The sequence below is a fragment of the Ruminococcus sp. 1001713B170207_170306_F1 genome (genome assembly GCF_015668065.1).
Lineage (GTDB): Bacteria > Bacillota > Clostridia > Lachnospirales > Lachnospiraceae > Blautia_A > Blautia_A faecis.
Window position 1 is genome coordinate 71,837 of sequence record NZ_JADPEX010000018.1, and the last position, 25,904, is coordinate 97,740.

At 43.0% G+C, this 25,904-nt stretch carries 21 protein-coding genes, 1 tRNA gene and 1 pseudogene; 6 read left to right on the top strand and 17 right to left on the bottom strand.

From position 1 onward, the window contains the following. Positions 1–153: 153 nt before the first annotated feature. Both I4V84_RS11915 and I4V84_RS11920 read right to left on the bottom strand, forming a co-directional pair. Positions 154–879 (bottom strand): hypothetical protein, encoded by a 726-nt coding sequence (locus I4V84_RS11915; RefSeq protein ID WP_118581375.1) that lies wholly within the window; start codon positions 877–879, stop codon positions 154–156. Positions 880–1,174: 295 nt separating this feature from the next. Then, the gene (locus I4V84_RS11920; RefSeq protein WP_118581369.1) at positions 1,175–1,915 is read right to left on the bottom strand and encodes a DUF3825 domain-containing protein; all 741 of its coding nucleotides are present in this window, start codon (positions 1,913–1,915) and stop codon (positions 1,175–1,177) included. Positions 1,916–2,215: 300 nt separating this feature from the next. Here I4V84_RS11920 and I4V84_RS11925 point away from each other — a divergent pair, with 300 nt between their 5' ends. The 4 genes from I4V84_RS11925 (at position 2,216) to rfbD (ending at position 6,507) form a co-directional block, all read left to right on the top strand. Next, positions 2,216–3,412, top strand: coding sequence for a methyltransferase domain-containing protein (locus tag I4V84_RS11925; RefSeq protein ID WP_195478146.1), 1,197 nt, complete (start codon positions 2,216–2,218; stop codon positions 3,410–3,412). 195 nt (positions 3,413–3,607) lie between these two features. After that, the gene (gene rfbA / locus I4V84_RS11930) at positions 3,608–4,504 is read left to right on the top strand and encodes a glucose-1-phosphate thymidylyltransferase RfbA (RefSeq protein WP_118581363.1); all 897 of its coding nucleotides are present in this window, start codon (positions 3,608–3,610) and stop codon (positions 4,502–4,504) included. 27 nt (positions 4,505–4,531) lie between these two features. Beyond that, positions 4,532–5,551 carry a dTDP-glucose 4,6-dehydratase gene (gene rfbB / locus I4V84_RS11935; RefSeq protein WP_021926781.1) on the top strand — a complete coding sequence of 340 codons (1,020 nt, stop codon included), beginning with the start codon at positions 4,532–4,534 and terminating at the stop codon, positions 5,549–5,551. Between the two features lie 14 nt (positions 5,552–5,565). Then, entirely contained in the window at positions 5,566–6,507 is a 942-nt protein-coding gene (gene rfbD, locus I4V84_RS11940) for a dTDP-4-dehydrorhamnose reductase (protein WP_195992177.1), read from the top strand. 153 nt (positions 6,508–6,660) lie between these two features. On the opposite strand, the gene I4V84_RS11945 is transcribed toward rfbD, so the two are convergent. The 5 genes from I4V84_RS11945 to I4V84_RS11965 all read right to left on the bottom strand — a co-directional run bounded on the left by I4V84_RS11945 (position 6,661) and on the right by I4V84_RS11965 (position 12,849). Then, the gene (locus I4V84_RS11945; protein ID WP_195992179.1) at positions 6,661–7,635 is read right to left on the bottom strand and encodes a DUF4203 domain-containing protein; all 975 of its coding nucleotides are present in this window, start codon (positions 7,633–7,635) and stop codon (positions 6,661–6,663) included. A gap of 21 nt (positions 7,636–7,656) precedes the next feature. After that, positions 7,657–8,901, bottom strand: a complete 1,245-nt coding sequence (locus I4V84_RS11950) for a transglutaminase domain-containing protein (RefSeq protein ID WP_118581355.1) — start codon at positions 8,899–8,901, stop codon at positions 7,657–7,659. A gap of 9 nt (positions 8,902–8,910) precedes the next feature. Continuing rightward, positions 8,911–10,422, bottom strand: a complete 1,512-nt coding sequence (locus I4V84_RS11955) for an AAA family ATPase (protein ID WP_195992181.1) — start codon at positions 10,420–10,422, stop codon at positions 8,911–8,913. Between the two features lie 82 nt (positions 10,423–10,504). Next, on the bottom strand, positions 10,505–11,965 hold the full coding sequence (locus I4V84_RS11960; protein WP_195992183.1) for a VWA-like domain-containing protein: 1,461 nt from the start codon (positions 11,963–11,965) through the stop codon (positions 10,505–10,507). Continuing rightward, on the bottom strand, positions 11,962–12,849 hold the full coding sequence (locus I4V84_RS11965; RefSeq protein WP_195992185.1) for a leucine-rich repeat domain-containing protein: 888 nt from the start codon (positions 12,847–12,849) through the stop codon (positions 11,962–11,964). The genes I4V84_RS11960 and I4V84_RS11965 overlap by 4 nt, the downstream gene beginning before the upstream one ends. A gap of 129 nt (positions 12,850–12,978) precedes the next feature. Here I4V84_RS11965 and pduL point away from each other — a divergent pair, with 129 nt between their 5' ends. Beyond that, on the top strand, positions 12,979–13,617 hold the full coding sequence (pduL, locus tag I4V84_RS11970) for a phosphate propanoyltransferase (RefSeq protein ID WP_173716254.1): 639 nt from the start codon (positions 12,979–12,981) through the stop codon (positions 13,615–13,617). A gap of 226 nt (positions 13,618–13,843) precedes the next feature. Here pduL and I4V84_RS11975 read toward each other — a convergent pair whose 3' ends face one another. Further along, positions 13,844–16,048, bottom strand: coding sequence for an NlpC/P60 family protein (locus tag I4V84_RS11975; RefSeq protein ID WP_243284084.1), 2,205 nt, complete (start codon positions 16,046–16,048; stop codon positions 13,844–13,846). 345 nt (positions 16,049–16,393) lie between these two features. Continuing rightward, positions 16,394–16,990 carry a zinc dependent phospholipase C family protein gene (locus tag I4V84_RS11980; protein WP_118581340.1) on the bottom strand — a complete coding sequence of 199 codons (597 nt, stop codon included), beginning with the start codon at positions 16,988–16,990 and terminating at the stop codon, positions 16,394–16,396. Between the two features lie 411 nt (positions 16,991–17,401). Between I4V84_RS11980 and I4V84_RS11985 the strand changes: the two genes are divergently transcribed. Continuing rightward, positions 17,402–18,835 carry a polysaccharide deacetylase family protein gene (locus I4V84_RS11985; protein ID WP_195992196.1) on the top strand — a complete coding sequence of 478 codons (1,434 nt, stop codon included), beginning with the start codon at positions 17,402–17,404 and terminating at the stop codon, positions 18,833–18,835. A 203-nt stretch (positions 18,836–19,038) separates the two neighbouring features. Here I4V84_RS11985 and I4V84_RS11990 read toward each other — a convergent pair whose 3' ends face one another. The 8 genes and pseudogenes from I4V84_RS11990 to I4V84_RS12025 form a co-directional block, all read right to left on the bottom strand. Beyond that, positions 19,039–19,965, bottom strand: coding sequence for an SH3 domain-containing protein (locus tag I4V84_RS11990; protein WP_243284085.1), 927 nt, complete (start codon positions 19,963–19,965; stop codon positions 19,039–19,041). Positions 19,966–20,017: 52 nt separating this feature from the next. Beyond that, positions 20,018–20,089: transfer RNA gene (locus I4V84_RS11995), tRNA-Arg, on the bottom strand. Positions 20,090–20,413: 324 nt separating this feature from the next. Beyond that, positions 20,414–20,563 carry a hypothetical protein gene (locus I4V84_RS12000; protein ID WP_173718607.1) on the bottom strand — a complete coding sequence of 50 codons (150 nt, stop codon included), beginning with the start codon at positions 20,561–20,563 and terminating at the stop codon, positions 20,414–20,416. A gap of 33 nt (positions 20,564–20,596) precedes the next feature. After that, a complete protein-coding gene (locus I4V84_RS12005; protein WP_118581337.1) occupies positions 20,597–21,832 on the bottom strand; it encodes a site-specific integrase in 1,236 nt (411 codons plus the stop codon). A gap of 82 nt (positions 21,833–21,914) precedes the next feature. Next, positions 21,915–22,094 carry an excisionase gene (locus tag I4V84_RS12010; RefSeq protein WP_118581334.1) on the bottom strand — a complete coding sequence of 60 codons (180 nt, stop codon included), beginning with the start codon at positions 22,092–22,094 and terminating at the stop codon, positions 21,915–21,917. Between the two features lie 258 nt (positions 22,095–22,352). Continuing rightward, positions 22,353–22,979: a single-stranded DNA-binding protein gene (locus I4V84_RS12015; RefSeq protein WP_195992199.1), complete on the bottom strand. Its 627-nt coding sequence runs from the start codon at positions 22,977–22,979 to the stop codon at positions 22,353–22,355. 35 nt (positions 22,980–23,014) lie between these two features. Further along, positions 23,015–25,147 (bottom strand): PcfJ domain-containing protein, encoded by a 2,133-nt coding sequence (locus I4V84_RS12020; protein WP_195992201.1) that lies wholly within the window; start codon positions 25,145–25,147, stop codon positions 23,015–23,017. After that, a pseudogene (locus tag I4V84_RS12025) lies at positions 25,122–25,904 on the bottom strand (hypothetical protein); the annotation flags it as partial. The pseudogene I4V84_RS12025 and the gene I4V84_RS12020, both read right to left, overlap by 26 nt.

The window sequence follows — 25,904 nt, forward strand, 5'->3', positions numbered from 1 at the left end:
GTCTGATTGCCATGGGGCTATATGGAGTTCTCTCTTTTATTGAAAAACACTATCTGAAAAAGCTTTGATGTGAAATGCACCCAGAAAATCCGGCATATTTTTACAGAAAAAGGAAGGGGGACGCGGCACCTTTCACACGTCTCCCTTCATTATTTACGATAATTCTTCTGCCAGTTTCGTCAGCCATTTCACTGCATTCTCCACATTCTCTGAATTAGCGAGAACTCCGATCTTAACAGGCTCATAGGTCACCTCAAGTTCCTCTGCCAGTTCATCAGAATCAATGGTAATGCTGTATTTATCATCCTGCTTCCCAAATGCCTGGTAAACATCCTCTGGCAAAAGCTTTGTCAGATCCATAAAATACTCATCTTTGAACTCAAAACCGTCCATATAATCTTCAGAACCAATAAGCACATCCACCGCCCTGGCAGATACTTTGGTGGTAAAGGCCATCTGACTGTAGGATTCCAATGCAACTCCGTCTTCACCGGTGCGCAGGCTTTCGTCTACTGTGACGATTTCATATGGATCGTCCTGGATTCCCAGCGCTTCCTGTACCTTTTCTTCGGCTTCCTCCTGCTTCGTTCCGTAGGAGTCAATTACCATAACCGTAAGTGCTGTATGGATCCTGGAATTTTCGTAAAGATCTTTTACAAAAAAGGCTATGGCGATCACCGCCACAATGGCTGCCATCTGTGGCTTATAATAGGCCCAGATATACTGAAGCTTTCCCTTCCAGCCCATACTGGCAAGCTTCATTTTCTCAAGTTCACGCTTCTCTTTCTTCGTCAGATCGGTCTCGTGTTTGTAACGGATGTCGTTCTCATCAATTTTCTGCGGTTCTTCCTGATTTTCGTCTTTTAATTCGATTCTCATACATTCTCCTGTGTTCCATAAGAAAATCCAAGGTCTGACGCCTGCCTCTCTGATCGATCCAGGACTTGCTGTCTTATGTAGTCCTTACCTCTGATTTTCTCTCTGTGATAGTTTTATATTGTAACACGTTTTATATATTTTGAACAGTTTTTCCGAAAGAAAGTCACAGTTCTTTCACACTCTTTATTCCTGTTCACAATCTGCCCCACAGCAGCAAGACGTTGCCAGGAAATTGCAGCTTTCCGATTGCTGTTCCAATATCCTCTTTGAAGGTATTTCATTTTCTCTAACTTCTTCACGCCCTCAGCCAGCTCCCGTCCAGCCTTGCAAGCAGTCTGGCATTGTGATAGGCCATCCGGAGAGTCAGACAGGTTCGTCCCAGATATTTGGTCCCATCCGGAGTTTTCATACAGGCCAGTGCCAGATCCGGAATTCCCGGATTCTGAAGGCAGATTGGGATTAAAAGCTGAATGGAATGGTTATAATACTGAGGAATGGCAGCCTTGTAGTCTGACTCCAGTATCCGTCTGGTCTGCTGTAAGGCTCCATCAAAAAGCTGTACCCGCATGCCGCTCTCCCTCACTGCAGAAGGAAGCCGCTGCACATTTTCCTCATCATCAAAAATATGCTCATACTGAGGCACCACCGGCAGCTTGGTATCAAACACCAGATCGGAAGGATTTTCCACATAAGCAGCCCTGGGCGGCAGATCCGTAATTTTTATTTTTAAAAGCGAGTAGTCTGTATAAAATCCTTCCAGATACCATTTCTGTCTGTCCGGTACTACATTTGGAACAAAATAAGCATAAATTGGCTGATAATATTGATTAAAGAGTCCTGTATGAAAAAGGGCATATTCTTTCTCTTCCCGTACTTTTCCTTCCTCATACAGTCTGCGGAATGTATTTTCCAGATAACCTTTCAGGATCCCGTTATCCCCGGACTGCCCAAAACTCCACTTCTCAGGGGATATCCTGGCCAGGTTCTGGATCTGCCGGTTATAATTACCGCAGTAGGTAAAATCGAATAGGTTCATGTTAACCTCCTGTCCTTTTTTCTTCTCTTCCTTACATTTTATTGTGGAAAAAGACTGACAGAACTGCCAGTTTTAAGATTCATCTCCGGCCCCGCTGGCCTTGCTTAAAGGGTAGCACACAGATAAAAAAAGCACAAGGAAAAGCGTTCGCCTCTTTGCGACAGGATCTGCCAGTAATATTCCGCAAGCTGTTCTTTTGTAAGTGTAATAAACCATAACCTGCCTCAAACTTTCCATTGCACCCCAGATAAATTTTCCCTATAATATAATATAACATTTGGCAATCCAGGAGGTGTTTTTTTGAAAAAAGACGGCTACTACTCTTCCGGTCAGTTTGCCCGGATGGCTGGAGTAACACTGCGGACCATCCGCTATTACGACCAGCACGATATTCTGAAACCTTCTCTTGTATCCGAGTCCGGCGCAAGATTTTATACTGACACGGACTTTGCAAGGCTGCAGCAGATCCTGCTGCTAAAATATCTTGGATTTTCCCTGGAGGATATCCGGGAGATGACTATTGAAGACCCGGACAGCCATTTTATGCTCAATGCCCTGAATGTACAGCTGAAGCTTGTACAGGACCGGATTGAACAGATGCAGCTTGTGGAAAAAACACTGAAAGATACTGCCCAGGCCATTTCTGAGGAGCATACCGTGGACTGGAGCCGTATGCTGGACCTGATCCATCTGACTGTCATGGAAAAAAGCCTGAAAAATCAGTACCAGAATGCTTCCAACATTTCTTCCAGGATCAACCTGCACAGTCTTTATTCTGTAAATCAGGAAGGCTGGTTTCCCTGGATCTGCCAGCAGTGCCAGATTCATGAGGGAATGAATATTCTGGAGCTTGGCTGTGGTGACGGAGCTCTCTGGACCCAGAACTTATCAAAGCTTCCAGGGAACATACACATTACCCTTTCTGATATTTCCGAGGGAATGCTCCGTGACGCCAGGCGTGCCATTGGCGGAGAAGATCCCCGTTTTTCTTTCAAGGCTTTTGACTGTCACACCATTCCCCCAAGAATTGGCACCTTTGATCTGGTCATTGCCAATCATGTACTTTTTTACTGTGACGACATTGGAAAGGTGTGCAAAAATGTAACAAAAATCCTGAAGCCAGGCGGACGTTTTCTTTGCAGTACCTACGGTTCCAGACATATGCGGGAGGTCAGCCTTCTAGTCCAGTCCTTCGATGAAAGGATTGCCCTCTCCGCAGATAAACTGTACGAACGCTTTGGCAGGGAAAATGGAACGGATATCCTTTCCCCTTATTTTCAGCAGATTACCTGGAAATCCTATGAGGACGAACTGATTGTCACCGATGCGGAACCTTTAATTTCCTATATTCTCTCCTGCCACGGCAATCAGAACCAGTATCTGCCAGACCGTTACAAGGATTTTCGCGCCCTTGTTAAGAAAAAGACAGAAAATGGATTCCATATCACCAAGGATGCAGGGGTATTTCTTTGTGAAAAAGTAACAAACTTGAAATAATTGTAAAAAAGGTCTTGAAGGTAACGTAAGGTCACCTTTTATAATGTAGCTACAGACTCAGGTCAGGGCAAACAAATGCTGCCCAAAATCCGGCAGCATTCATGAACGACTACGAAATTATGCACCTGACAGCATAAATCAGATATTGTTCGCAATAGGAACAATATAGCAAATCCAACAAAGGAGAACGAAATTATGAAGGGAATTATTTTAGCCGGTGGATCCGGTACCAGACTTTACCCATTGACTATGGTCACATCCAAGCAGCTGCTTCCAATTTATGATAAACCAATGATCTACTATCCAATGTCCGTTCTTATGAACGCAGGGATCCGTGATATCCTGATCATTTCCACTCCACAGGATACCCCACGTTTCAAGGAGCTTCTTGGTGACGGTCATCAGTTCGGCGTATCTCTTACTTACGCTGTACAGCCAAGCCCGGATGGACTTGCACAGGCATTTATCATCGGCGAAGAGTTCATTGGAAATGACACGGTTGCCATGGTTCTTGGAGACAACATTTTCGCAGGACACGGTCTTAAGAAGCGTCTGAAAGCCGCTGTTGAGAATGCAAGCTCAGGAAAAGGTGCTACTGTATTCGGCTACTATGTAGACGACCCGGAACGATTTGGTATCGTTGAATTCGACCAGGAAGGCAAGGCCATTTCCATCGAAGAAAAGCCGGAGCATCCGAAGAGCAACTATTGTGTAACAGGTCTTTACTTCTATGATAACAAAGTTGTTGAGTATGCAAAGAACCTGAAACCAAGCGCCCGCGGTGAGCTGGAGATCACAGACCTGAACCGTATTTACCTGGAAAAAGGTCAGTTAAATGTAGAGCTTCTTGGTCAGGGCTTCACATGGCTTGACACAGGTACACATGAGAGTCTTGTAGACGCAACTAATTTTGTAAAAACAGTAGAAACCCATCAGCACCGTAAGATTGCATGCCTTGAGGAAATTGCTTACCTAAACGGCTGGATTTCCAGAGAAGAAGTTATGGAAGTTTACAACGTGCTGAAGAAGAATCAGTATGGTCAGTATCTGAAGGACGTACTGGATGGCAAATATATGGACGTACTTCACTAATTATAAAAATCAAAGGAGAATTATATCATGAATATTATCGTTACCGGCGGTGCCGGATTTATCGGAAGCAACTTTATTTTCCACATGTTAAAAAAGTACCCGGACTACCGCATCATCTGTCTGGACTGCCTTACCTATGCAGGTAATCTTTCTACTCTGGCACCGGTTATGGATAACCCGAATTTCCGTTTTGTAAAAGAGAGCATCACAGACCGTGAAGCAGTTTACAAGCTTTTTGAGGAAGAACATCCGGACATGGTTGTAAACTTCGCGGCTGAGAGCCACGTTGACCGTTCCATCGAGAACCCTGAAGTTTTCCTGAACACAAACATCATTGGTACTGCTGTTCTTATGGATGCCTGCCGCAAATACGGAATCAAACGTTACCATCAGGTTTCCACTGACGAGGTTTACGGTGATCTGCCGCTTGACAGACCGGACCTGTTCTTCACCGAGGAGACTCCGATCCACACAAGCAGCCCATACAGCTCTTCCAAGGCTTCTGCTGACCTTCTGGTACTTGCTTACCACAGAACCTATGGACTTCCTGTATCCATCAGCCGCTGCTCTAACAACTACGGCCCATATCATTTCCCGGAAAAACTGATTCCGCTTATGATCGCCAACGCATTAAATGACAAACCGCTTCCTGTTTATGGAAAAGGTGAGAATGTTCGTGACTGGCTGTATGTTGAGGATCACTGCCGCGCCATCGACCTGATCATCCACAAAGGACGTGTTGGTGAGGTTTACAATGTAGGCGGACACAACGAAATGAAAAATATCGACATCGTTAAGATCATCTGCAAAGAGCTTGGAAAACCAGAGAGCCTGATCACATACGTAACAGACCGTAAGGGGCATGACATGCGTTATGCGATCGACCCAACCAAGATCCACAACGAACTGGGCTGGCTGCCAGAAACCAAATTTGCAGACGGTATCAAGAAGACCATCCAGTGGTATCTTGACAACAAGGAATGGTGGGAGACCATTATTTCCGGAGAGTATCAGAATTACTACGAAAAAATGTACGGCAACCGCTAAGGAGGGCTGTTTTTATGAAACTGTTTGTAACAGGTGTGGCCGGTCAGCTTGGTCATGATGTAATGAACGAACTTAATAAACGCGGATACGAAGGGGTAGGCTCTGACCTTGCCCCGGAGTATAGCGGAATTCAGGATGGTACTGCAGTCACCACAATGCCTTATATTTCTGTAGACATTACAGATGCTTCCGCTGTGGAAAAAGCCATTACAGAAGCAGGCGTGGACGGCGTGGTACACTGTGCAGCCTGGACAGCTGTAGATGCAGCTGAAGATGAGGACAAACAGGAAATCGTCCGCAAAGTAAATGTTCTTGGTACTGAAAATATTGCAAAAGTCTGCAAAAAGCTGGGCATCAAAATGATGTATCTTTCCACAGACTATGTATTCGACGGTCAGGGCACCACTCCATGGGAGCCAGACTGTAAAGCCTACAAGCCTCTGAATGTTTACGGTCAGACGAAACTTGACGGAGAGCTTGCAGTTTATAACAATGTTGACAAATTTTTTATTATCCGTATTGCATGGGTATTTGGTAAAAATGGCAAGAACTTTATCAAAACCATGTTAAACGTTGCCAAAACGCATGATACCTTAAAGGTTGTCAACGACCAGATCGGTACTCCAACCTACACCTATGACCTTGCCCGCCTGATGATCGACATGATTCTCACTGACAAATACGGTTACTATCACGCAACCAATGAGGGTGGTTATATCAGCTGGTATGATTTCACTAAGGAAATCTTCCGTCAGGCTGTTGAGCTTGGACATACCGAGTATGCCGAGGATAAAGTAACAGTTCTTCCTGTTACCACCGCTGAATACGGAGTTTCCAAAGCAGCACGCCCATTTAACAGCCGTCTGAACAAAAAGAAGCTGGTAGAAAATGGATTCACCCCTCTTCCAACCTGGCAGGATGCTCTGGCAAGATATTTAAAGGAAATCGAATTCTAATTCACAAAACAAAGCGCAGTCAATTTCAAAATCAATTGACTGCGTTTTCTTTATAAGTCAAAATCCTGAAGCATTATTGACTCCAGGATTTCATAGTTTTTATTTACTTTCTTCTGCCTTTCTCTCTAGAGCGTGTTTGAAAATGGATTTCATCTATCTGTTCTTCTGATAAGGGCTGGCACTGTTTTTCCGCTTGTTCTTACTTTTCCGTCTTTTCTGCGGCTTTCTCTTGTTCTCGCCATAATAATCTTCCAGGTATTCCTCAATCACATCTTCCTCGTCCACGCCATACTCATCCAGAATCTCATCAATTTCCTTGTCATCTGCATCAGACAGATCATCATCTAAATCATCATCTTCATACTCTTCCTGATACTTTCTGTACTGCTCCCTGGAAGGATTCTTTTTATCATCACGTTCCTTTTTCCCTCTGCGCTTTGTCTCGTTTTCAACCTCCTCCCAGTCAGCTTCTTCCCGTTTCTGTCGTCTTTCTGGTACTTTACCCAGATCCTCATCTTCATCGTAATCATCGTCATATTTCGGCTTATTAATGGCAAACTGGATCAACATTCCCACAAGGGCGAACCCAATGGAAAAAATAATTCCAAAAGGAATTTCCTCCATTTTTGCCAGCTTGGCAGCAGAAAAGCCACTTAAGATACCACCCAGAATACTGGTTCCCACAATGATCACTTCTCTTTCATAGCGAAGCGCCAGCATTCCGAGACCTACTCCCGCCAGAAGACAGATGAAAAAGCTGAAAGAAGTAGTCGGATGGATAATATATACAGTAATCGTCAGCCCAATTCCTGCTCCCATAATAAAAATACCGGCCTTAAACACTGCAAAAGAAAGAATGGCAAGTACCAGTCCTACCCCGATCATTCCCACTGCATAATACATCTTTTCCCCGAATCCGATCTGATGAATGGCAAATAATCCGATTCCTGCTCCAATGAGAAATCCAAAGATCATCATCCAGAATCTTAAAAGACGGTATCCGAGTACACAGTTCATAATTCCGAACACAAGCACTACTCCAAATAACGCCATGGACAAAGTACCCGCGATCTGCATATCCCGAACTCTGTATGCAATATTCATAATATTTTTTAAAATATCAACCATATCTGTTTATACCTCTTCCTTTTAAAACATATAATAGATAGTTTTCATGTTTTCCAGAATTCCATAATGATACTCTACCTGACTCATTCCATATATAGTCATATAATATCTTGCAGCCTCCTGAATGGCATCTCCATTGATCCAGTCTGCTCTGGCCTGTTCAAAAGCTTCCTGTGATGAGAATTTAAACCTCACTACTGCAGCCCCGTTATTCAGCCTCATCTGACAGTATGCCAGAATTTCCTGATAGTCATAACTGTCAAAGCAGCCCTGGTTCAGCACATAAAAATTCATATCTGTTGCAGAACACGCCGGAACCGTAAATTCATCAGAGGGTGTATATGTCATCTCATACTCCTCCGGGAATGGACACAAATAATCATATAGGATTGTCTTATGTTCTGCAAGCTGGACTGCATCGCCCTCCAGAAATTCCGGCTGGTCACCGTTGGTCGCATCAAAATAGTAATCATTTCCATTTAAAGTAATAATGTTCCAGGCATGTCCCTCTGTACTTCCGGCAGTACTGCCTTCCACGTAAATACAGGGCACTCCAAGATATTCCAGCAGATACTGGGCAGCCCCTGCATATCCGGCACACACTGCCTGCTTCCTCCAAAAGATTCCTGCCATGCTCTGGTCGTCCTCAGATTCCTGATATTCGGCAGTATCGATCAGATAAGTATAAACTGCTTTCGCCTTTTCATAATCATCAGCCCCCTCTGAGACCAATGCACTTACCTCCTGACAGGCATTATCAGCAGCTGCCTGTATCTCCCGGATTTCCTCATCCGTATAACTGTAGCCGGGAGAAAACATACAATAATTGGCATTTGAGAAGGTTGTTTTATATACCTGCTTCCGGTTATGCACCCAGAACAGCTCAGGATGATCCATAAGCACCGCATGGTAAACTTTATTTACGGTGTCATCATCATAGATCGTAAGATAAAATTCTTTCTCTCTTGACCGGATTCCTTCTATCATTTCCCGATACCCCCGCTGTTCTTCTTCATTCAGCTGACCAAAATAGTATTCTTGGCGCAGTCGCTGTGTGTCGGTGTCTGCCACCTCCTGCGTCCGCAGTTCCCGGACTTCTTTCGGCTCTCCGGAAAAAATCTCCGGAGCGTTATCCAGAATTCCCTCTCCCACCTTCACAAACAAATCGGCTGGCTCATACTGCTGCTGATAAACATAGATTCCCAGGGAAATTGCCACTGCAAACAGAAGAATAAAAATAAATTTCCATGGTTTTCTTTTTCTCATTCAGCCTCCTTATCCAAGCTGCCGGATCCGTTCCAGAATATCTCTGGTGTTTTCCCGGAATAAAAGTTCCTTATTGTAGCGGTAATATCTTTCACAGGAATATTCCTGAAGAAAAGCCACTGCAGGACTGCTGGTATTCAGTTCTGTAATAAACACCACCAGTTCCTGTCCACCCGCAAAAGCACTCTCCATAAAATCAAAAGCATATTCAAGCTGCCTTGATGCCTTGTCAAAATCATTGTCATATCCTTCTTTTTCCGCATTAAACCAGCCTCTGAGAAGGGAAAAAGCAGACTCGCCATCCTGTACATTCTCTTTCTTCAGATCCATCACATATTTTTCCAGGGTATCCAGAACCTGCTGGTCATGATGGAGGTCCTCCCTGGACAAAAGCCCTGCTTTCTTCTTTGCCAATGAGTCTGACTGGAAGCGGTTCTTTACATCCTCCAGATAAACCAAGGGCTGCTCCTTCTGCGCTCCCATAAGAAGCTTTTTCGCCTCTTTTAAAATATCAAAAATGCTGGCAAGCTTCTCTTCTTCTTCCTGCACATTTCCAAAGACTTTGTTCAGTCTGGAAAGAAGAAGTCCGGTGACACTCAGCTTTTCATCAAAGGAAGCATGTGCCGCCTTTTTTACCAGAATATCATCGATATGGCCGCTTAAAACCTCATCAATCTGATAATCCGTACGGTACTTGTAGAAAAGCTCCAGATAGCTGGCGAAATCTCTTGCAATCTGTGGATGCTGGATATACTGGACCACCACGTCCTTATCCACGGTTTTCTCCAATTTTTCATATACCTGTATCAATTTTGACAGGTCTTCCCATCCTCTTGGTGTAGCAAAATTTTTGCCATCCACAGTGCTCTCCATCTTGTAAAAATTAGCCGGTCTTGTATTCAGATAGGAAATCACTGCAGGGTGAACGCCTTTTGCGTAAGCATACTCTCTCCATGCGTCAAAATCCGGCTCCACCTGGATTTTCTTCACACGGTCCATGGTCACCACATCAAATTCACGGACCGATTTATTGTACTCCGGCGGATTCCCGGCAGCTACGATCAGCCAGCCTTCCGGAATCTTGTGGCTTCCAAAGGTTTTACACTGAAGGAACTGCAGCATGGCAGGTGCCAGTGTCTCGGAAACACAGTTGATCTCATCAATAAACAAAATTCCCTCCCGAAGGCCGGATTCCTGGATTTTCTCATAGATGGATGCCACGATCTCGCTCATAGTATATTCTGTAACTGCCATCTCTTTTCCGTCAAAATTCTTTCTGGAAATAAAAGGAAGTCCAATTGCACTCTGTCTGGTATGGTGGGTAATGGTGTAAGAAACCAGTCCCACCTTACATTCCCGGGAAATCTGCTCCATGATCTGTGTCTTGCCGATTCCAGGGGCGCCAATAAGAAAAACAGGGCGCTGGGCCATAACCGGGATCTCATACTCCCCGTATTCATTTTTCAAAAGGTAGGCTTCTATTGTATTGCGTATTTCTTCCTTCGCTCGCTTGATGTTCATAATATTATATTCTCCTCGTCTTTACAGATTGGCTCTAATCTACATATCCTGCTTTACAGGAAATTTGACACAGAAAGACTTTTTAAACAGACTCCAGGTCCTCTTCATCAAGGATCAGCCTGATCGCCCATGGCGGCACATCAATGTCCTGGTAATCCTCTTTCATAAATACAAAAGCGGTCTCATAAGGAGGCATTTTGGCAGGATAAATTCCATAACCATCTGTAAAATAAATCAGTCCCCGAAGTTTTGTAAACTTCTTCGCTCTCATAAGCTGTTCCACATAGGCAAAAGCAGGGCGAAAATCCGTGCCGCCCCCTCCTTTCACTGTGAAATGGGACATATATTCCTTCAACTGCATGGCATTTTCAATCACCACATCAGACTGGATTTTCTCGTCACACTGAAGAATGTGTACGTGGATCCGTCTGAAAAAGCTCTCAGATTCACTGAGCACACTGTAGGTTTCCTCCAGAAACTTCCGAACAAGCTCTCCTTTACAGGACATGGAAGTGTCAATAACGATCACAAAATCTTCCACCTTCCGCTCTTCTTTCGTTTCTAAGGGCTCGATCAGCGGCATATTGCCATACAGATTCATTCCATAATTGTAAAATATATAATCGAAAGTGTCCATATCAACTTTCATTTCTTCTTTCAAAACAGAAAATTTCCGCAGAAATTCTTTATAATCATAGCGATTTTGATTCTGGGCACGCAGTTGGTCTACCAGAGTTTCTCCGCCTTCTCCCGCTTCTTTTGAAAAAGTTTCCATCTCTGTCTGCATGCGGTTGCGGATGTCGTCCCAGTTCTTTTTCCGCTGGGACATCTGAGGACTGTTTGGATGGTTTTCATACCACTTACCATGGTCATCCTGAATAAACTCACGGCGCAGCTCCTGCATTTTATTTTCCGGCAAATGAAGAGTCTGAAGCCTTCGGTAAATTCTCTGAGCCGTCATTACCTTTCCCTCTTCCAGTATCAGCTTCAACGCCTGCCTCTTCACCATAGATGCCGGCTGATGCACACATTTCAGATAAAGCCCGTCAATGATATTTTCCACTGTAATGTCACATGCAAGATTCCAGTACTGGACATCCACAGCAGGATTTCCTTCTTCATCCTTCTCTGGAAAACAGTGGAGAAAAATGCAGTGTAAAAGGCTGTGAAGATAGATTCGATTCACCTTTTCCTGGCTTCTCCTGAACTGTTCCATCAGTTCTTCCGGCTGATAGTACAGGACAGTTCCATCCGTTCCAACAGGATGAACGCCCATATCTCCCTGAAAGAAAAGTGCTGACAATGCGCAGTCCATAAAGCGCATATTCAGGTACAACTGGTTTCTGGCACTGGACAAAATATCCTGGCAGATGCTTTCTGCCGCCAACGCACGATCCCAGGCGTCATGTACCGGATTTACCTTGTACAAAGTATTTTGCCCATATGTCGGACTTATCTGGTAAGCAGCTTTTCCCCCCTGCGCTTTATATAACGAATCTTCCTCATGTAATGAATTCAATTTTTTCTCTTCTGAACCACTCATAGTTCAAAACTTCTCCTTTTCGATGGAAAGTGCAGTCTCTGGTACTCCATAAGCATACTTAAAATCTCCGGAGATTTCACTTTGTCTGCCAGATTTACCAGACCTGTAAACAGTTCTTTCTGCCCAGGTTCCAGGGGATACGTGTGAAGAAGCCATTCCAGCTCTTCTCCTCTTTTCTGACGGATAAAATCAGAAGCAATCTGTTCTATATGCTCCTTCAGGTACTGCTCGTACTGTATTTTCGCCTGTTCTGTCAGCCCTGTCGGCCAGTTCAGTCTGCCATATACCATTTCTCTCAGGAAATCTGATGATTCCTGGGCTCTCGCCATCTCAAAACGCTTGTCATACTCCAGAAAATGAAATACTTTTCCCTGAAAGCAGTTTCTGTAATACAGACCACTTCCATGCACCTCAGTCATCAAAATCCTGGCAGGAGTATTCTCCACACCTTCCTCATAATATTCTGGAAACCAAAGCATGGCTTCCACTTTCCCATATAAATGTACCCGCAGTTCCTCCCCAACTTCTGAAAGGATCTCTTTCAGCCCGGATTGTTCGCCATTCATCAAAACTTCCATTCTGCGGATCCTGTGGCACCCTGTAAAAGCTCCACTTCCAAGATCAGTAAAATCACTGGAAAACCATAGCTCTTCCAAATTCCGACAGTTATAAAAACCGTAACGGCCAATTTTCCTGACTCCCAAGGGAATCCGTATGACCTGACAGCTTTTCCCGGAAAAAAGATATTCAGCCAGTTCTGTGACCGATACTCCGTCGATCTGTTCCGGAATTTCCACAATCTGGGGATTCCCATCAATTTCTATTACTGCAGCATGATCTTCCTTAATATCAAAGGTAAAACCGTTGTCTGTATGCTTTTTCATTTCATACTCTCCTGTATATGTGCCTGTAAAAAAGGCTTGCTATTTTTTCTCATTAATATTAAACTTAATCTATTGCAGTGTTAAAACAGTACTGATGTTCACACTCTATATAATATCGGAGGAATTTCCATGAGCATTAAAATACCGATTGAAACCTCAGCGCGGCATATTCATGTTTCCCAGGAGGATTTCCAACTCCTGTTTGGAGAGGATGCCCAGCTTCATTACATAAAGGAATTAAGCCAGCCTGGACAGTATCTCTGCCAGGAACGTCTTACCGTAAAGGGGCCTAAAGGTGAGTATCAGAATATGGCCATTCTAGGTCCTTTTCGTAAAGAAACCCAGATTGAGCTTTCCCTTACAGATACCCGCAAGATCGGTCTTCCCGGTCTTATCCGCCAGTCTGGTGATACTGTCGGCTCCCCTGGCTGCACTCTCATCGGACCCAAGGGCGAACTTATCCTTGATCACGGTGTCATTGTTGCCAAACGTCACATTCACATGACTCCGGCAGATGCTGTTACTTTGAAGGTCAAAGATAATGACGAAGTTTTTGTCCTGACCAAAAGCTTCGGCCGCGCTCTTATTTATGCAGATGTAGTAGTACGTGTAGACTGGAGTTACCGCCTTGCCATGCACGTAGATACCGATGAGGCCAATGCTTTTTCCAATGAAAAAGAGCCTTATGGGGTAATCGTAAAATTCTTTGATGATAACTATAATACGGATAAATGGATTGAAGACGTATTGTCCGGTATTAACCGCTAAATGTCAGGGCATACTCTGTGACTCCATTTTATTATTGTTCACTGGTGATATTCCGCAAGGTGTTTTTTGTGAACAGAGTGAACAGTAATTCCATTTTCTTGCAGCAGCATATGCCAGTCACAGCTTCCCGGAGCCTGTCTGAAAATCAATTCTGTAATCTGTTCACTCAGTCTATACAAATGAAAAGTGCTTCCTGCCCGAATCCGGGTGTGGAAGCACTTTTGCGTCACTGAATTCCAATTGTCGCCGCCAACAGCTCCTGAAGAGAATTAGTAACCATAATTCTGGAAAAATCTACTGTCTGGGCTTTATTAACTCCCGCAGTACCTGCTGCCTCATTACTGCCAGCTTCCATCTCTGCGGCATCTCCGTATGTCACCTGACTAAATACACTTACGTGCTGTCCTGCATCAAACAATTCCTGAAGGCTGTTTGCAACATAGAGGCTTCCCGGTGAAACAGTTCCGTCTCCGGAAGCATCTATGGTAACCGTATCCATATCTCCTGTTGTAACAAGGTTCGCCTTGATCAGATCCTGAAGGTTATTGGATACGTCAATTCCTGTGATATACTGGGTATTGGCTATAGTTTTACCACTCTGCCTCATTTCTTCTACCTGCTGTGCGTTCGGATAGAAGGATGGCTGACGAATGTAACGAAAGCTTGCACTATAAGCCTCTCCTACTGTAACTCCATTCTTGCTGGAAGAACAATGTACAACGATCCAGTCTCCTGCGTCAGTTTTTCCACAGATAATACCCACATGGTTGGCACTTCCGGCTTCTGGTCCTCTCTGGAAAACCAGGTCACCTGGCTGGGCATCTGCCTCACTTACCACGTTCGCTCTGCCCCACTGGTCTGAGGTACCGCTTCCTACAGCTGCGATCATAGCCTGATTCTCATAGCCATTGATCACTGCCCAGGTAACAAAACCGCTGCAGTCAAGGCCATAAGCACGTAAAGTACCGGTACTCTGACTGCCCTCTGCGCTTACCTGCTGTACCGCGCCCCAGCTTGGGTCCATTCCGATCACAGTAGACTTGCCGCCCCAGAAATACCCCACCTTACCAACCAGTGAATAAGCAGCTGCAATTACATTTACACGCTCTTCTGAAACGTCATCGCCAACACTCTGTCTTACAAAGCCCTTGGCTGCTGTAACAGTTGCACAAAGAAGCTTGCAGTCTGTTTCAAGATATTTCTTCAAAATCCCCCTCTCATCCTTGGGGATCTTATTTTCTTTAATATAATGGTTAATATGGTAATTTCCATATGTAACTCTGTTAGAATTACTTTCGTCCTTCACAACAGGATTCATCCTGGCAAAAATAGCTGCCAGATCATCCTTACAGGAAGAATCCAGCGTAAAAGAAGTGGCACCATCAAGGCTCTTCTCATAGACATATATGGCAAGTATATCCTGCCAGTTGCGTACAAGAAGGGTATCTGCGGATGTGGTAACACCACCTTCGGAATCAGATACATCTGTCAGTTGATTGGCAGCCTTATACTCTGTCTCAATCTGCTCCATAACATCTGCAAAATCATCAGAAAATGACAGCTGATAGTTCTCCTGCAGGCTGTTCAGATAAAATTCCTTGCCTGCGTGAAGATTAGATGCATAGTAGACTGGGGTTCCATTAAGTGCCTGCGTTGTAGTGCTGTCAATCTTATCTGCATCTTTATCGTCTGCTGCCCCGGACAGCTGGCTGATCGTCTTCTCCATATCTGTAAGAAGCTTGTAATTGGTAACAGCAGCCTTCTCCTGGTCTGAAAAGCTGTTATAGGTCTTTCTCAGGGCTTTGACTTTTTTCTTCTTTTTCTTATCTAATTCCTGCTTGAAGGTTTTATCAATGTCTTTGATCAGGGCACTTACCTTCTGCTGGCTCTCTGCTGAAAGTCCAGGAGTCACAGTGGGTGTCACCTCAGGTGCAGCACTAGGCTCTGGTGTCACTGTGGGGGTATCGTCCGGCGTTGCACTAGGTTCTGGTGTCACGCTTGGTTCTGGTGTCGCACTTGGTTCTGGTGTCACCTCAGGTGTATGATCTGGCATCACACTTGGAGCCGGTGTCACTGTAGGTGTATGATCTGGTGTTTCACTTGGAGCCGGTGTCTCTGTAGGTATATGATCTGGTGTAGTAGGCTCTGATGGGATCTGTGTAGGCTCAGCTGGTGTTTCTGTGGGCTCTGATGGCGTCTGTACAGACTCTGCTGGTACCTGTGCCGGCTCTGACGTTGTCTCCGGAGGTGCGGAAGGCGTCTCTGCCGATGCCTGCTCTGATGAAATCGGCTCTGCTGCCGCTTCCCGGGCAGCTGTTTCTGTTTCTGACAAGGCTGTCTCTTCTGAGGCAAAAACACTGGCCGTTCCTGTAAAGGATATCGCAGCTGCCATAGTAATACATAAACATTTTGTCAGATATTTATTTTTCATATTCAAAAGATGCTCCCTTCTATTCATGAACATCCCTTTACTCCCCTATATAAAGGTATGCATTCTTACCTTAAAGACAGTTCGCATTAAGTATTAACATGCATTATTGTAGCATACTAACCCTTCTAAATCAACTATCCTCAAAATATACAGACGTATTTTCGTGATTTTTTATTTTTTCTTCACAATTTCTGTACAGATTTAAGTGAAAGCGTTTCCCACTTGCTAAATACCGCTTTTTTTCGCAGCAGCGAAGAATTCATTTTTTCTGCTGTACAAAAAAATACCAGTCCCGGTACTCACAGACAAGCTGCTGTGATCTCCCGGCACTGGCTCTTCCCATTATCAGCATGCAGCCGGAATCAGAATATCCTCTCTGCCAAACTGCTTCGCAGCCAGCTGCAGGATTCCATGAATAACCTGTGAACAGATTCTGAGAATATACTGAACATCCTCTGCAATATTACGCTCCTTAAGAAGATATCTTTCATGGGCATTTCCAATATACTCCACCAGTTCCCTGAAGCTTCCGAAATTCACTGGAAGAATGACCATACGATCTGCTGCCCCACTCTCTATGTAGCGCTTCAGATGGTTCTTAAGATGCTTCTCGTATTTATTATGCTCGTACAGATTCCCGGTAAAGTTCTTATTATGGGGAAAAGTAAAATAATCTGCCATATAATGCATCACTTCGCCAAACCTGCGCCAGTAAACGCGCTCCTTGCTTTCTTTGGGATCATTGTCAATAAGAGCTTTCATCTTACCCTGGATTTCCTCGAAGGTGCCGAAATATTCATGCTTCTTTGTAAGAAAAGATGGCTTAATATCCGGAAGAATGCTTCCAAGGCAGAACGCCTTTCTGTGGGACTGCAGACTCTTAGTGGCAGGCATCTGGTCTGCCAGATATCTGGCTACCAGTATATGGGATTTTTTACGCAACCGCTTCCTCTTCTTTCCTGTTCTTATCCATTGTAACAGATAAAAAACAATAAACTGTAAAAAGCTTTTGTATCTGCTTTTCAAATCATCGTTATCACAACTTAATATAGCAGAATCTCTGTCAAATTTCAAATAAACATTTTCTGATTTTCTGTAAAATATTTTCCAATATATCGTTAAATTGCACAATTATATCCTGCGTGTAAGCCGGTCTTGTTTTTTTTCGTCATATATTGTATTATTAGGTTACTGTACAGCTGAAAATCATGCAGACCCATGATTTCTGTACATTGCAAAGTGTGTTGCTGGTCACAAAGTGAACCGTAACATGATCCAAAAAATGAAATGCTGCCAGCGAACAGTAATGAAATACACTGGCATCATGAAATCGTTACATAAAGGAGGAATTATATGCCTGGCCATAAACCACGGACGAATAAAGGGCTGGCTATAGCTGCTGTTCTTATGTGTCTTGCATGCGGAGTTTCTTTTACCCAGTCTTCCGCTTCGCACTCACCCATTACAGATACCCAGACCCCAGACATGTTCGTAGCTGGAAATACAGATGATTCCCAGATTCAATCTGATGGTGCGGCAGCTGAAAATACCGATGCAGGAGAGGAGAACACACCGGAGGATGTCATTCCCACCGAAGCGCCTGCTGCAGATACCCCGGCACCTGATACCCTTTCAGGTTCAGACACTTCTTTTGAGGTCTCTCCGGAAGCTTCCCAAGGGGCGTGGACACCAGTTGACAGCAACTGGTATTTTCTGGTAAACGGAGAAGGTTATAAAGGCTGGCTCACAGATACAGACGGACACCGCTATTACTTCAATGACAAAGGCGTTATGCAGACCGGATGGCTTGAGCTTGATGGCAAGCGCTACTACCTCAATGCAGATGGAGTTCTTCAGACTGGTGACGTGACAATAGACGGCGAAATTTATCACTTTGGCGCTGACGGTGCACAACAGGGTGAACCGACGACGCCAGATGATAGTTCCAATCAGGATCTTGTATTCTACATGAATACTACATCAGATTCTTCGAATGCTGACAATCTCACAGCTTCTGCGACAGGTGCTTCCACACCGGCTGCAGAAGCTGATATTTCTTCTGATCGAAATGAAGATTCCAGGAAAGCTTCTTCCGAAGTCGATGAGACTTCTGAAGCCTCTTCTGCAGCATCAGAAGTCTCCCCTGTACCGGAAGCCTCCGTTACTTCGGAACCGACTGTCTCTCCGGAGCCAAAGGGGATGATTGCCCTCACCTTTGATGATGGACCCAGTGATTTTACAGACCGTCTTTTGGATTGTCTGGAAGCAAACAATGTAAAAGCTACTTTTTTCCTGGCAGGTCAGGAAGTGGAATATTTTCAGGAACCTGTAAAGCGTATGGAGGAGCTTGGATGCGAGATTGGAAACCACTCTTATGATCACCCGGATCTCACCACGCTTTCCGCCGATAATGCTGCAAGTCAGCTTTCCCGCACAGATCAGCTGATCCAGGATCTCACAGGGCACATTGCCACTGTTGTGCGCCCCCCTTATGGTTCTTACAATGACACCGTAGCAGAGACTGCAGCAAGGCCTCTGATTTTGTGGTCTGTGGATACTCTGGACTGGGAAACACAGAATGCAGATTCCACAGTACAGAATGTAATGGACAACGCCAGTGATGGACAGATTATTTTAATGCATGATATTTTCAAAGAATCTGTGGATGCTGCTGAAATTTTTATTCCGCAGCTACTGCAAGAGGGCTATCAGCTGGTAACAGTAAGCGAGCTGGCTGCTGCAAAGGGAATTACATTGGAAAACGGAACCGCTTATGGATCGTTTTGATTTGGCGTGTCCCAAGTTCAAACGCCTTATCGTGCAAGCACGAACGGCTTTTTGACCTTTTGACACTGGTATCATAATATAGCACTACATAAAAACCAGAGTATCGTTTTCAGGAAATCAGCAACTATACTCTGGTTTATTCTATATATTTTTTCAAACACGCAAAAAAAGGAACTGCCATCATGACAATTCCTCTTTTATACTTATTCAGTTTTCTCTTCCAGAAGGCTGCTGTGAACATACGCCTCAGAACCTTCATAGTCAATCTGGATCCAGTCTCCGCTCTCACCTTTCTTGACTACTTCTGTCCCAGCGGACAATCCACCAATCACTTCTGCATCACTGCTGGCTGCTGCACGGACATTACAATCCTCTGTCACTACCAGCGTAGTTCCATCGGCTGTCTCTGCAGATCCTGTGACATCCTCACCAAGACCATCAAGGAAAGCAGCAAGTGCAGGATCTGCAGTCTGTGCATCCTCATACTGCTTCTGTACCTTGGCCTTCAGCTCCTTCACGTCGTCATCCTGACGCAGAGAAACTTCATATTTCGTTATCTCGTCGCTGTCATCGTGAGCAGCGCCGTCAATCTTCCAGTTCCCGTCTGTGTCCTTTACCACATAGAACTCAGCAAGCGCAGGTACCTTTGTATCAATCCCCTGACAGATGTAGTAAAAACAGGAATATACTACATAGGAATCGTCATCAAGCCCCTTTTTCGTGTAGATATCACCAGCTTCATACCCTTCAATGTACTTGGCATTGGTAATCTTAGACTCGTCTGCCGGTGCAAGATTATCTACCAAAGTACGCAATGTGGTAATATCTTTATCCCCCAGAGCTGTGTAATAGCTCTTGATCAATGAAGTAATCTCTTCATTAGCTTTTTCCATGGGATTGGCGTCTTTCTTCCCGTCAGTCTCCCCATCATTTGCCGGAGAAGAAGGAACATTTCCCTGGTCGTTGTCTGCTGTTACCTGCTCATCGGTTGTATCCTTGCTGGAATCGCCCTTCCCGCTTCCCATAAATGCACGGATACCGAAAAACAGGACAACCACGATTAACAGAATCGCTCCGCCAAGCATAAAATAGCGAAGGTTATCTGATAACCATTCTCTGAAATTATCCAAGTTCTTGTCCTCCTTAATACAACGCACCGGAACGCCCGATCGTTCCAGGCAATACACCTGAAGGGAATCGAACCCCCGCACATGGTACCGGAAACCACTGCTCTATCCACTGAGCTACAGGTGCATAAATTCGAAAGCTGCATTATCATTCGTTACTGTCTAGCGTTTAAACAGCAACCTTATATACAACCACTTCGACTAAAAAATTATAGCACAATATCGACTGGATGTAAAGTTTTTTCTTTTGACGGAATAGTTATGTCAGTTTTGAAAAAGGGGCTGTCGGGAAATAGACAGCCCCGCCCTCATCCGGGCAAAATCTCCCACAAATTGTGACGCACATCTTGCAGAAAGCCTTTTTCAAACACGCTCTAGTACTCTATTTTTACTCCATTTTCGTAATAAATAGCTTGAAATTATAATAATTTACGTGGAATACACCACTCTCTCAACCCCTGGAAATACTGGAAAAATCAGGTGTTCCGTAGAGGTCGTATGGGGTGCTCTGATATACGTAATAATTACATTTATTTGCACCCCATCTGGTTACAATAAATCCAGTAAAATCAAGGGATTCCAAGGCTCTACGCCATATCATTTTTCTGTACTACCCCATTTTTACCCCACGGTATCACCCACAAAATTTAATAACTTTTTCATTACTAGCTAAATTTATCTCAGCTGCCGGATCCGGGAGATCAATTGAATCTTCAAGAAGTTGCATATCATTCACTTTTTTATGCTCCATAACCGCAGTATATAAATCCATTGTCATCTGAAGAGAAGCATGGCCAAGATAGGCTTGCACTGTTTTTGGTACAATTCCAGCTTCAAAACATCTAGTAGCAAATGTATGTCTGAAGCAGTGTCCTGAAAAAGTTTCCATCAAATCCAACGGATCCCTCATCAGATTCACTTCCTGCACGATTCTTTCAATTGCATCGCAATATAATTGTGCATTTAATGGAGTCCCGAGCTTCGTAGTAAACAGGAAATCAGGAAATTCCAAATTCTTCCTACAAGTTTTCGCCATTACAATTTTATGCTGAATAATCTGTTTTTCTAATGCTTTACGGCAATATGAATTAATTGGAACTGTCCTTATACTTGTTTCTGTCTTTGGTGGTCCCAGATGGAACGTCTTACACTCATCACCCTCCAGTTTCTGATACAACAACGTACGCTTCACATGAATAACATTATTTTTCCAATCAATATCATCTTCCGTAAGCGCATACAATTCTCCTGGACGTAAACCAGTATTTACAGCAACTACAAACATATTATTATAGAATGTACCGGCGGCACATTCAAAAAAGTCTGTCTGATCCTCTTTGCTGAGCGCCTTAATCTCATTCTGTGGCTTATTCTTTGGCAATCTTACACCTTTTGCTGGATTACGGATAAGGAACTGATCTTCCATTGCTCTATTAAGCATATCAATAAGAAGAACCTTTACTTTGTTCAAAGACTCATACTGATATCCTTTTTTTGACATATTATTCACCAAATCTGTAATCATCAATTTGGTGATATTTACTAAACGAGTTTTTCCAAGAACTGGTGAAATCAACCTTTTATACATTGAATTGTATGTAGTTTTTGTGCTGAGACGGACAACAGGTTCTTTATAAACCCGCATCCATTTTTCGTACCACTCATCCAATGTTATTTTTTCATCAACAATATTTGACAGCTTTTGTTCGTTTAGTTCCGCCTCTGCCAGCTTAGCTTTTACTTCTTTCACCGTTGTACCATAGACGGATCTTCTGTCGCCGAAACGGTCTACATACCTTCCATGATACACCCCGTTTTTTCTTTGTGTAATGCCTTTTCCCAATTCCTTTCCTTTTAAATTTTTTCCCATTCTTTCACCTCTTATTAACTAGAGGTGCGTAAATGTTATTTTTTATAGCACTAATCTTATCACACACCTCCGTTTCCTGCAATCATAAATAAACAGTTTCATCTAAATATGATTCCAGTCTGTTTTTTTTGATAAGCGCTTTCTTACCATTGAAAAGCACAAAATTGCAGCAAGGTTCTTTTATCATATCGCGCAGTTTGTTTTTACCAATGTTGAAATATTCAGCAGCCTCATCAATCGTCAACAAATATTTCTCAGACATAATAATCACCTCCCAAATCAAAAAAGCACCCAAAAATCAACGTTTTCGTGATTTTTGGGTGCAATTGCACACACTACCGTTATTTCCATCCATCCCGAACCAAATCGGAATAAGAGTTTATGCAGCGTCTGCTGCCAAATACCATTTTTATAATATCATCCATGAAACTATGTGTCAATTTCATCACAGTTTCAAATATGTAGCATTAAAGTTTTATTATTATCGCTTAATTATCATAAAAAGTTATAAACTCAACATTTACGCTACCTCCAGCGTATTTATTGAAACCTCATATGCAATTCGCTTCTGAGTTTCATTTTCCTCGATCCGTTTTTTGTACTCCCGGCTTTGGATTCTGCCCCAGACCATCACACGGGTTCCCACCTTAAGATCAGCCGCATAGCGGGCGGTACTCCCCCAACAAATGCAGGGTATGTAATCTGATTTTCCAAAAGACCGGTTCACAGCCAGAAGCAGATCCGTAATTTCTTTTTTCAGAGGGGTTTTTCGGTAAACTGTAGGTTTACAGATTGTACCTTCCAGAAGAATTCGATTTGTGTAATCCGTCTTAGAGTCATTTACCTCTACAAATTTCACTTCCCTGGCAAATACATAAAGCTCTAATCGAGTATGGTTTTCTTCACGTAGATTATGTGAATGAAATTCCCCATAAATTTCCGCAAATTCACCAACGCGGCTCTTCGTAATATCTGCAATTTGTTCCGATATCAACACCGGAATTGTATCTACAGAATCGCTGAGGCGCTTAACCTGAAGCTCCGCCTTATAAAAGCATTCTCCACAAATCTTATGACTAAATGTAAAATCCATTGCAATCTTACCAGTGATAACAACCTGGTTGTCGTCAAACATTATATAGGCCATAGTATCTTTATCCTTTCTCTCTTTTGTTTACCATTTTATGCGGCGTTCTCCATCAAATCCTCTTCCAGGATATCCGCAAGCAACTTTCCAGTGAATCCAAATCCATTCACTTTTACTTTCTTTTTCCGCAAATCTTCGATTTCTTTTTTCCGAAGATCCCGGCTCTTTAGCGAAAGAATCTTATCTTCTTTATTGAGCTTACGTGTAAGCTGCTTCTGCCACTTCACCAAAAATTTTTTTGCTTCCTCAATGTCAGGATTTTGACGGTCAAAATAAGTACGCTTCTGGCGTACTGTTCCATCAGGTTCCACTTCCAATGTATAATAGGGTTTCTCTGGAGTATCTGTTTTTCGTAGAAACAAAAGATAGGATTCCTGTTTTGCCATACGGTCAAAATAAGTTTCCTTTCCAGTAATGCAATGCTTTAGTTCATTTCCCTCTGCCAAAATATCTTTTACATTTCGCGGTGCTACAATCTGATACTTTTGATCTTTATATTCATATTTTTTCAGACTTTCGCAAACCGCTTCTATTGTAGGAAACTTTTCCACGACCTCATCTGCTTTCAAATCCATTTCTTTATCTCTCAGCATTTGGATCACTTCATTATGCCGCAGTTCCAGCTTTCGTACCCGATATACAATGGAATCCTTTATATTCAGGTCAAGTTCTTCAGCCATATCAAGATAATCCTTCCATGTACCCAGAAGATCTCTTGGCGTTTTTTCACTTTGGCTCGCCTGCTTTTTCAAATAATTTCTAATCTGCTCCGGATTCATTCGATCCAGTATGAACAATAACTCTGTTGGATCAATCTTGTATTTTGAGAACCAGGCAATCACATCATCTCTGATCATCTTTCCCAATCCCTTTTCAAAAACCAGCCATTGAAGGAATACAATTCCCCCCTTATTATCTCGAAGTCGATTTAACCGAAACTTATCAATACCCAGCGCATGGCTTAAAGAATTGGATTCTTTAAAATAAACAGATTGATCTGTTATTATCATTTCATTTACCAAATGATTCAGGCCTGCCTTAGCCAGCTGTTCCCAATAGGGATATTCTTTTAGTTTTTTAAAATAAGTTACCGGCTCTACTTTTTCACTTTTCTTAGCCAATTCATAAAATCCGCTTCTCTTAAATTGTTCATTATGAATTCCATAAAGAGACTTTTTATAAATACGTCCCCAATAGCGTGGCTCATATTGTCGATAATATAGATTGCCTGTACGTAATTCTCCCTGAATCCATCTTCGCTCTTCCGTCTTGTGACAGTATCCCCAATAAAACTCCTTTTCATTAAGGTCCTCGTCATAAACAAATCTGCGTTGCTCCCACCAGATATATATTGGCTTTGTGTAAGCAATCATATCATACTTCACATATGCTCTGAATTCACGCACAATCAAGCCATCACCACAGGTTTGTAACAGGTATGCGCTTTCCGTTTCCGTCATCACCGTTCTCTGTCTTCCAATTGGTTTGTATTGAATTTTATGACTGCAGTTAGGGCATATGCCCTTCTTATTATATTTCGGATCTTTTATAGGGACATTTCTTTCACACCACGTACAGTAACCAGTATCTGCCTTTTTCTTTTTGGAGTATTGATAAAAAATATAGTTTTCTGTGATCCCTACCTTTTTCATCCATTTATCCCAGTCTTTTGGTGTTTCTTTTACACAGTTCATCACCTTGTCCCATTCCCGCGTAATCTTCCGATTTTTTTGTATTCTTGTTCTTCTCCGCACCTGCTCTTCAAATTCCCAAATACTATCATATATTTCATTTTCCTTACAGTTTTCTTCTACTGTTTTCCGGATTATTTCCAGGCTTTTTAAGTCGCACCATGCATGATGTTTCTTTACCCCATTTGGGTATTCGATTTTATCCAGCATTTTATTTGTCCAGCTCTTTAGCCGATAATCGTACCCTATGAAACAATCTTTTTTCTTATCAATGAACAACGTATACAAAGGGCGTCTTCCACCTGCTGCTAAAATTTCTGTAAAGAAAAATCCAATCTTTACAATGTTTTCTTCCTCTTCCGCGCGTATAAGCATGCCAACCGGGTATGTCATTTTTTCATAGGGCATATTTCCAATAATCGGGACATCGTTTTCTGCCACTTGTACCATTTCATCTGTTGCTTCCAATATTTTCATTTTTTTTAACTTTTGTTTTTCCATTTAATTCGAATTCGTCCTTTCTGAAGTTATTATATAAATTTAGGGTTAGCTGCTCAGCCTCATCCTTATGCGCATTTGCCGTAACCCACTCCTGTTGCAAAGCTTCAATCTGTTCGACAGAAAGTCTCTTCTTCATAAATCTTTGTTCTGTATCATTCAGAGACTCCCAGCCCTTTTTCACAATCTTTCTTTTTGTCTGCTCCAGGCGTTTCTCTTTTCGTTTCTGTTTCCACTTCTTATTCGCTTTCGCAAAGTCTGCTTCATAGCTAACATTTATTCCTGCTTTCTCATCTTGAAGATCCTGTACTTTATCGCGAATCAAGCGTGCTGCGACCCTAACATTCAGAATTTCCACCTTCAAATCTGGATCATACAACGCCTGCATAGAATAGCCATTGAACCATTCTTTTCTAAAAATATCCTCCCGGTTTCTTTTTGCAATTTCCTCACAGATATCGACCGAAACCTTGCTCTGCAGAAATTTCTTTCCCCTTGTGATCGTCACTACAGGTTCACCAGCAAAAAAGGTATCGTCTTTTCGAATGGTAGATACCTTTATATCGTAGTAGATATTCCCGCTTTTTTCAGAAAGAGTTCTGCCTTTCAACGTGCAGTAATCGCCAGGTTCACATCTACACCTCATTGGATCATAGTTTAGGCTCCATTCCTGCTTCTCGTAGTTATAAGACATATGCATCTTACAAATACAGTTTTTATGCTGTTCCTTAAATTT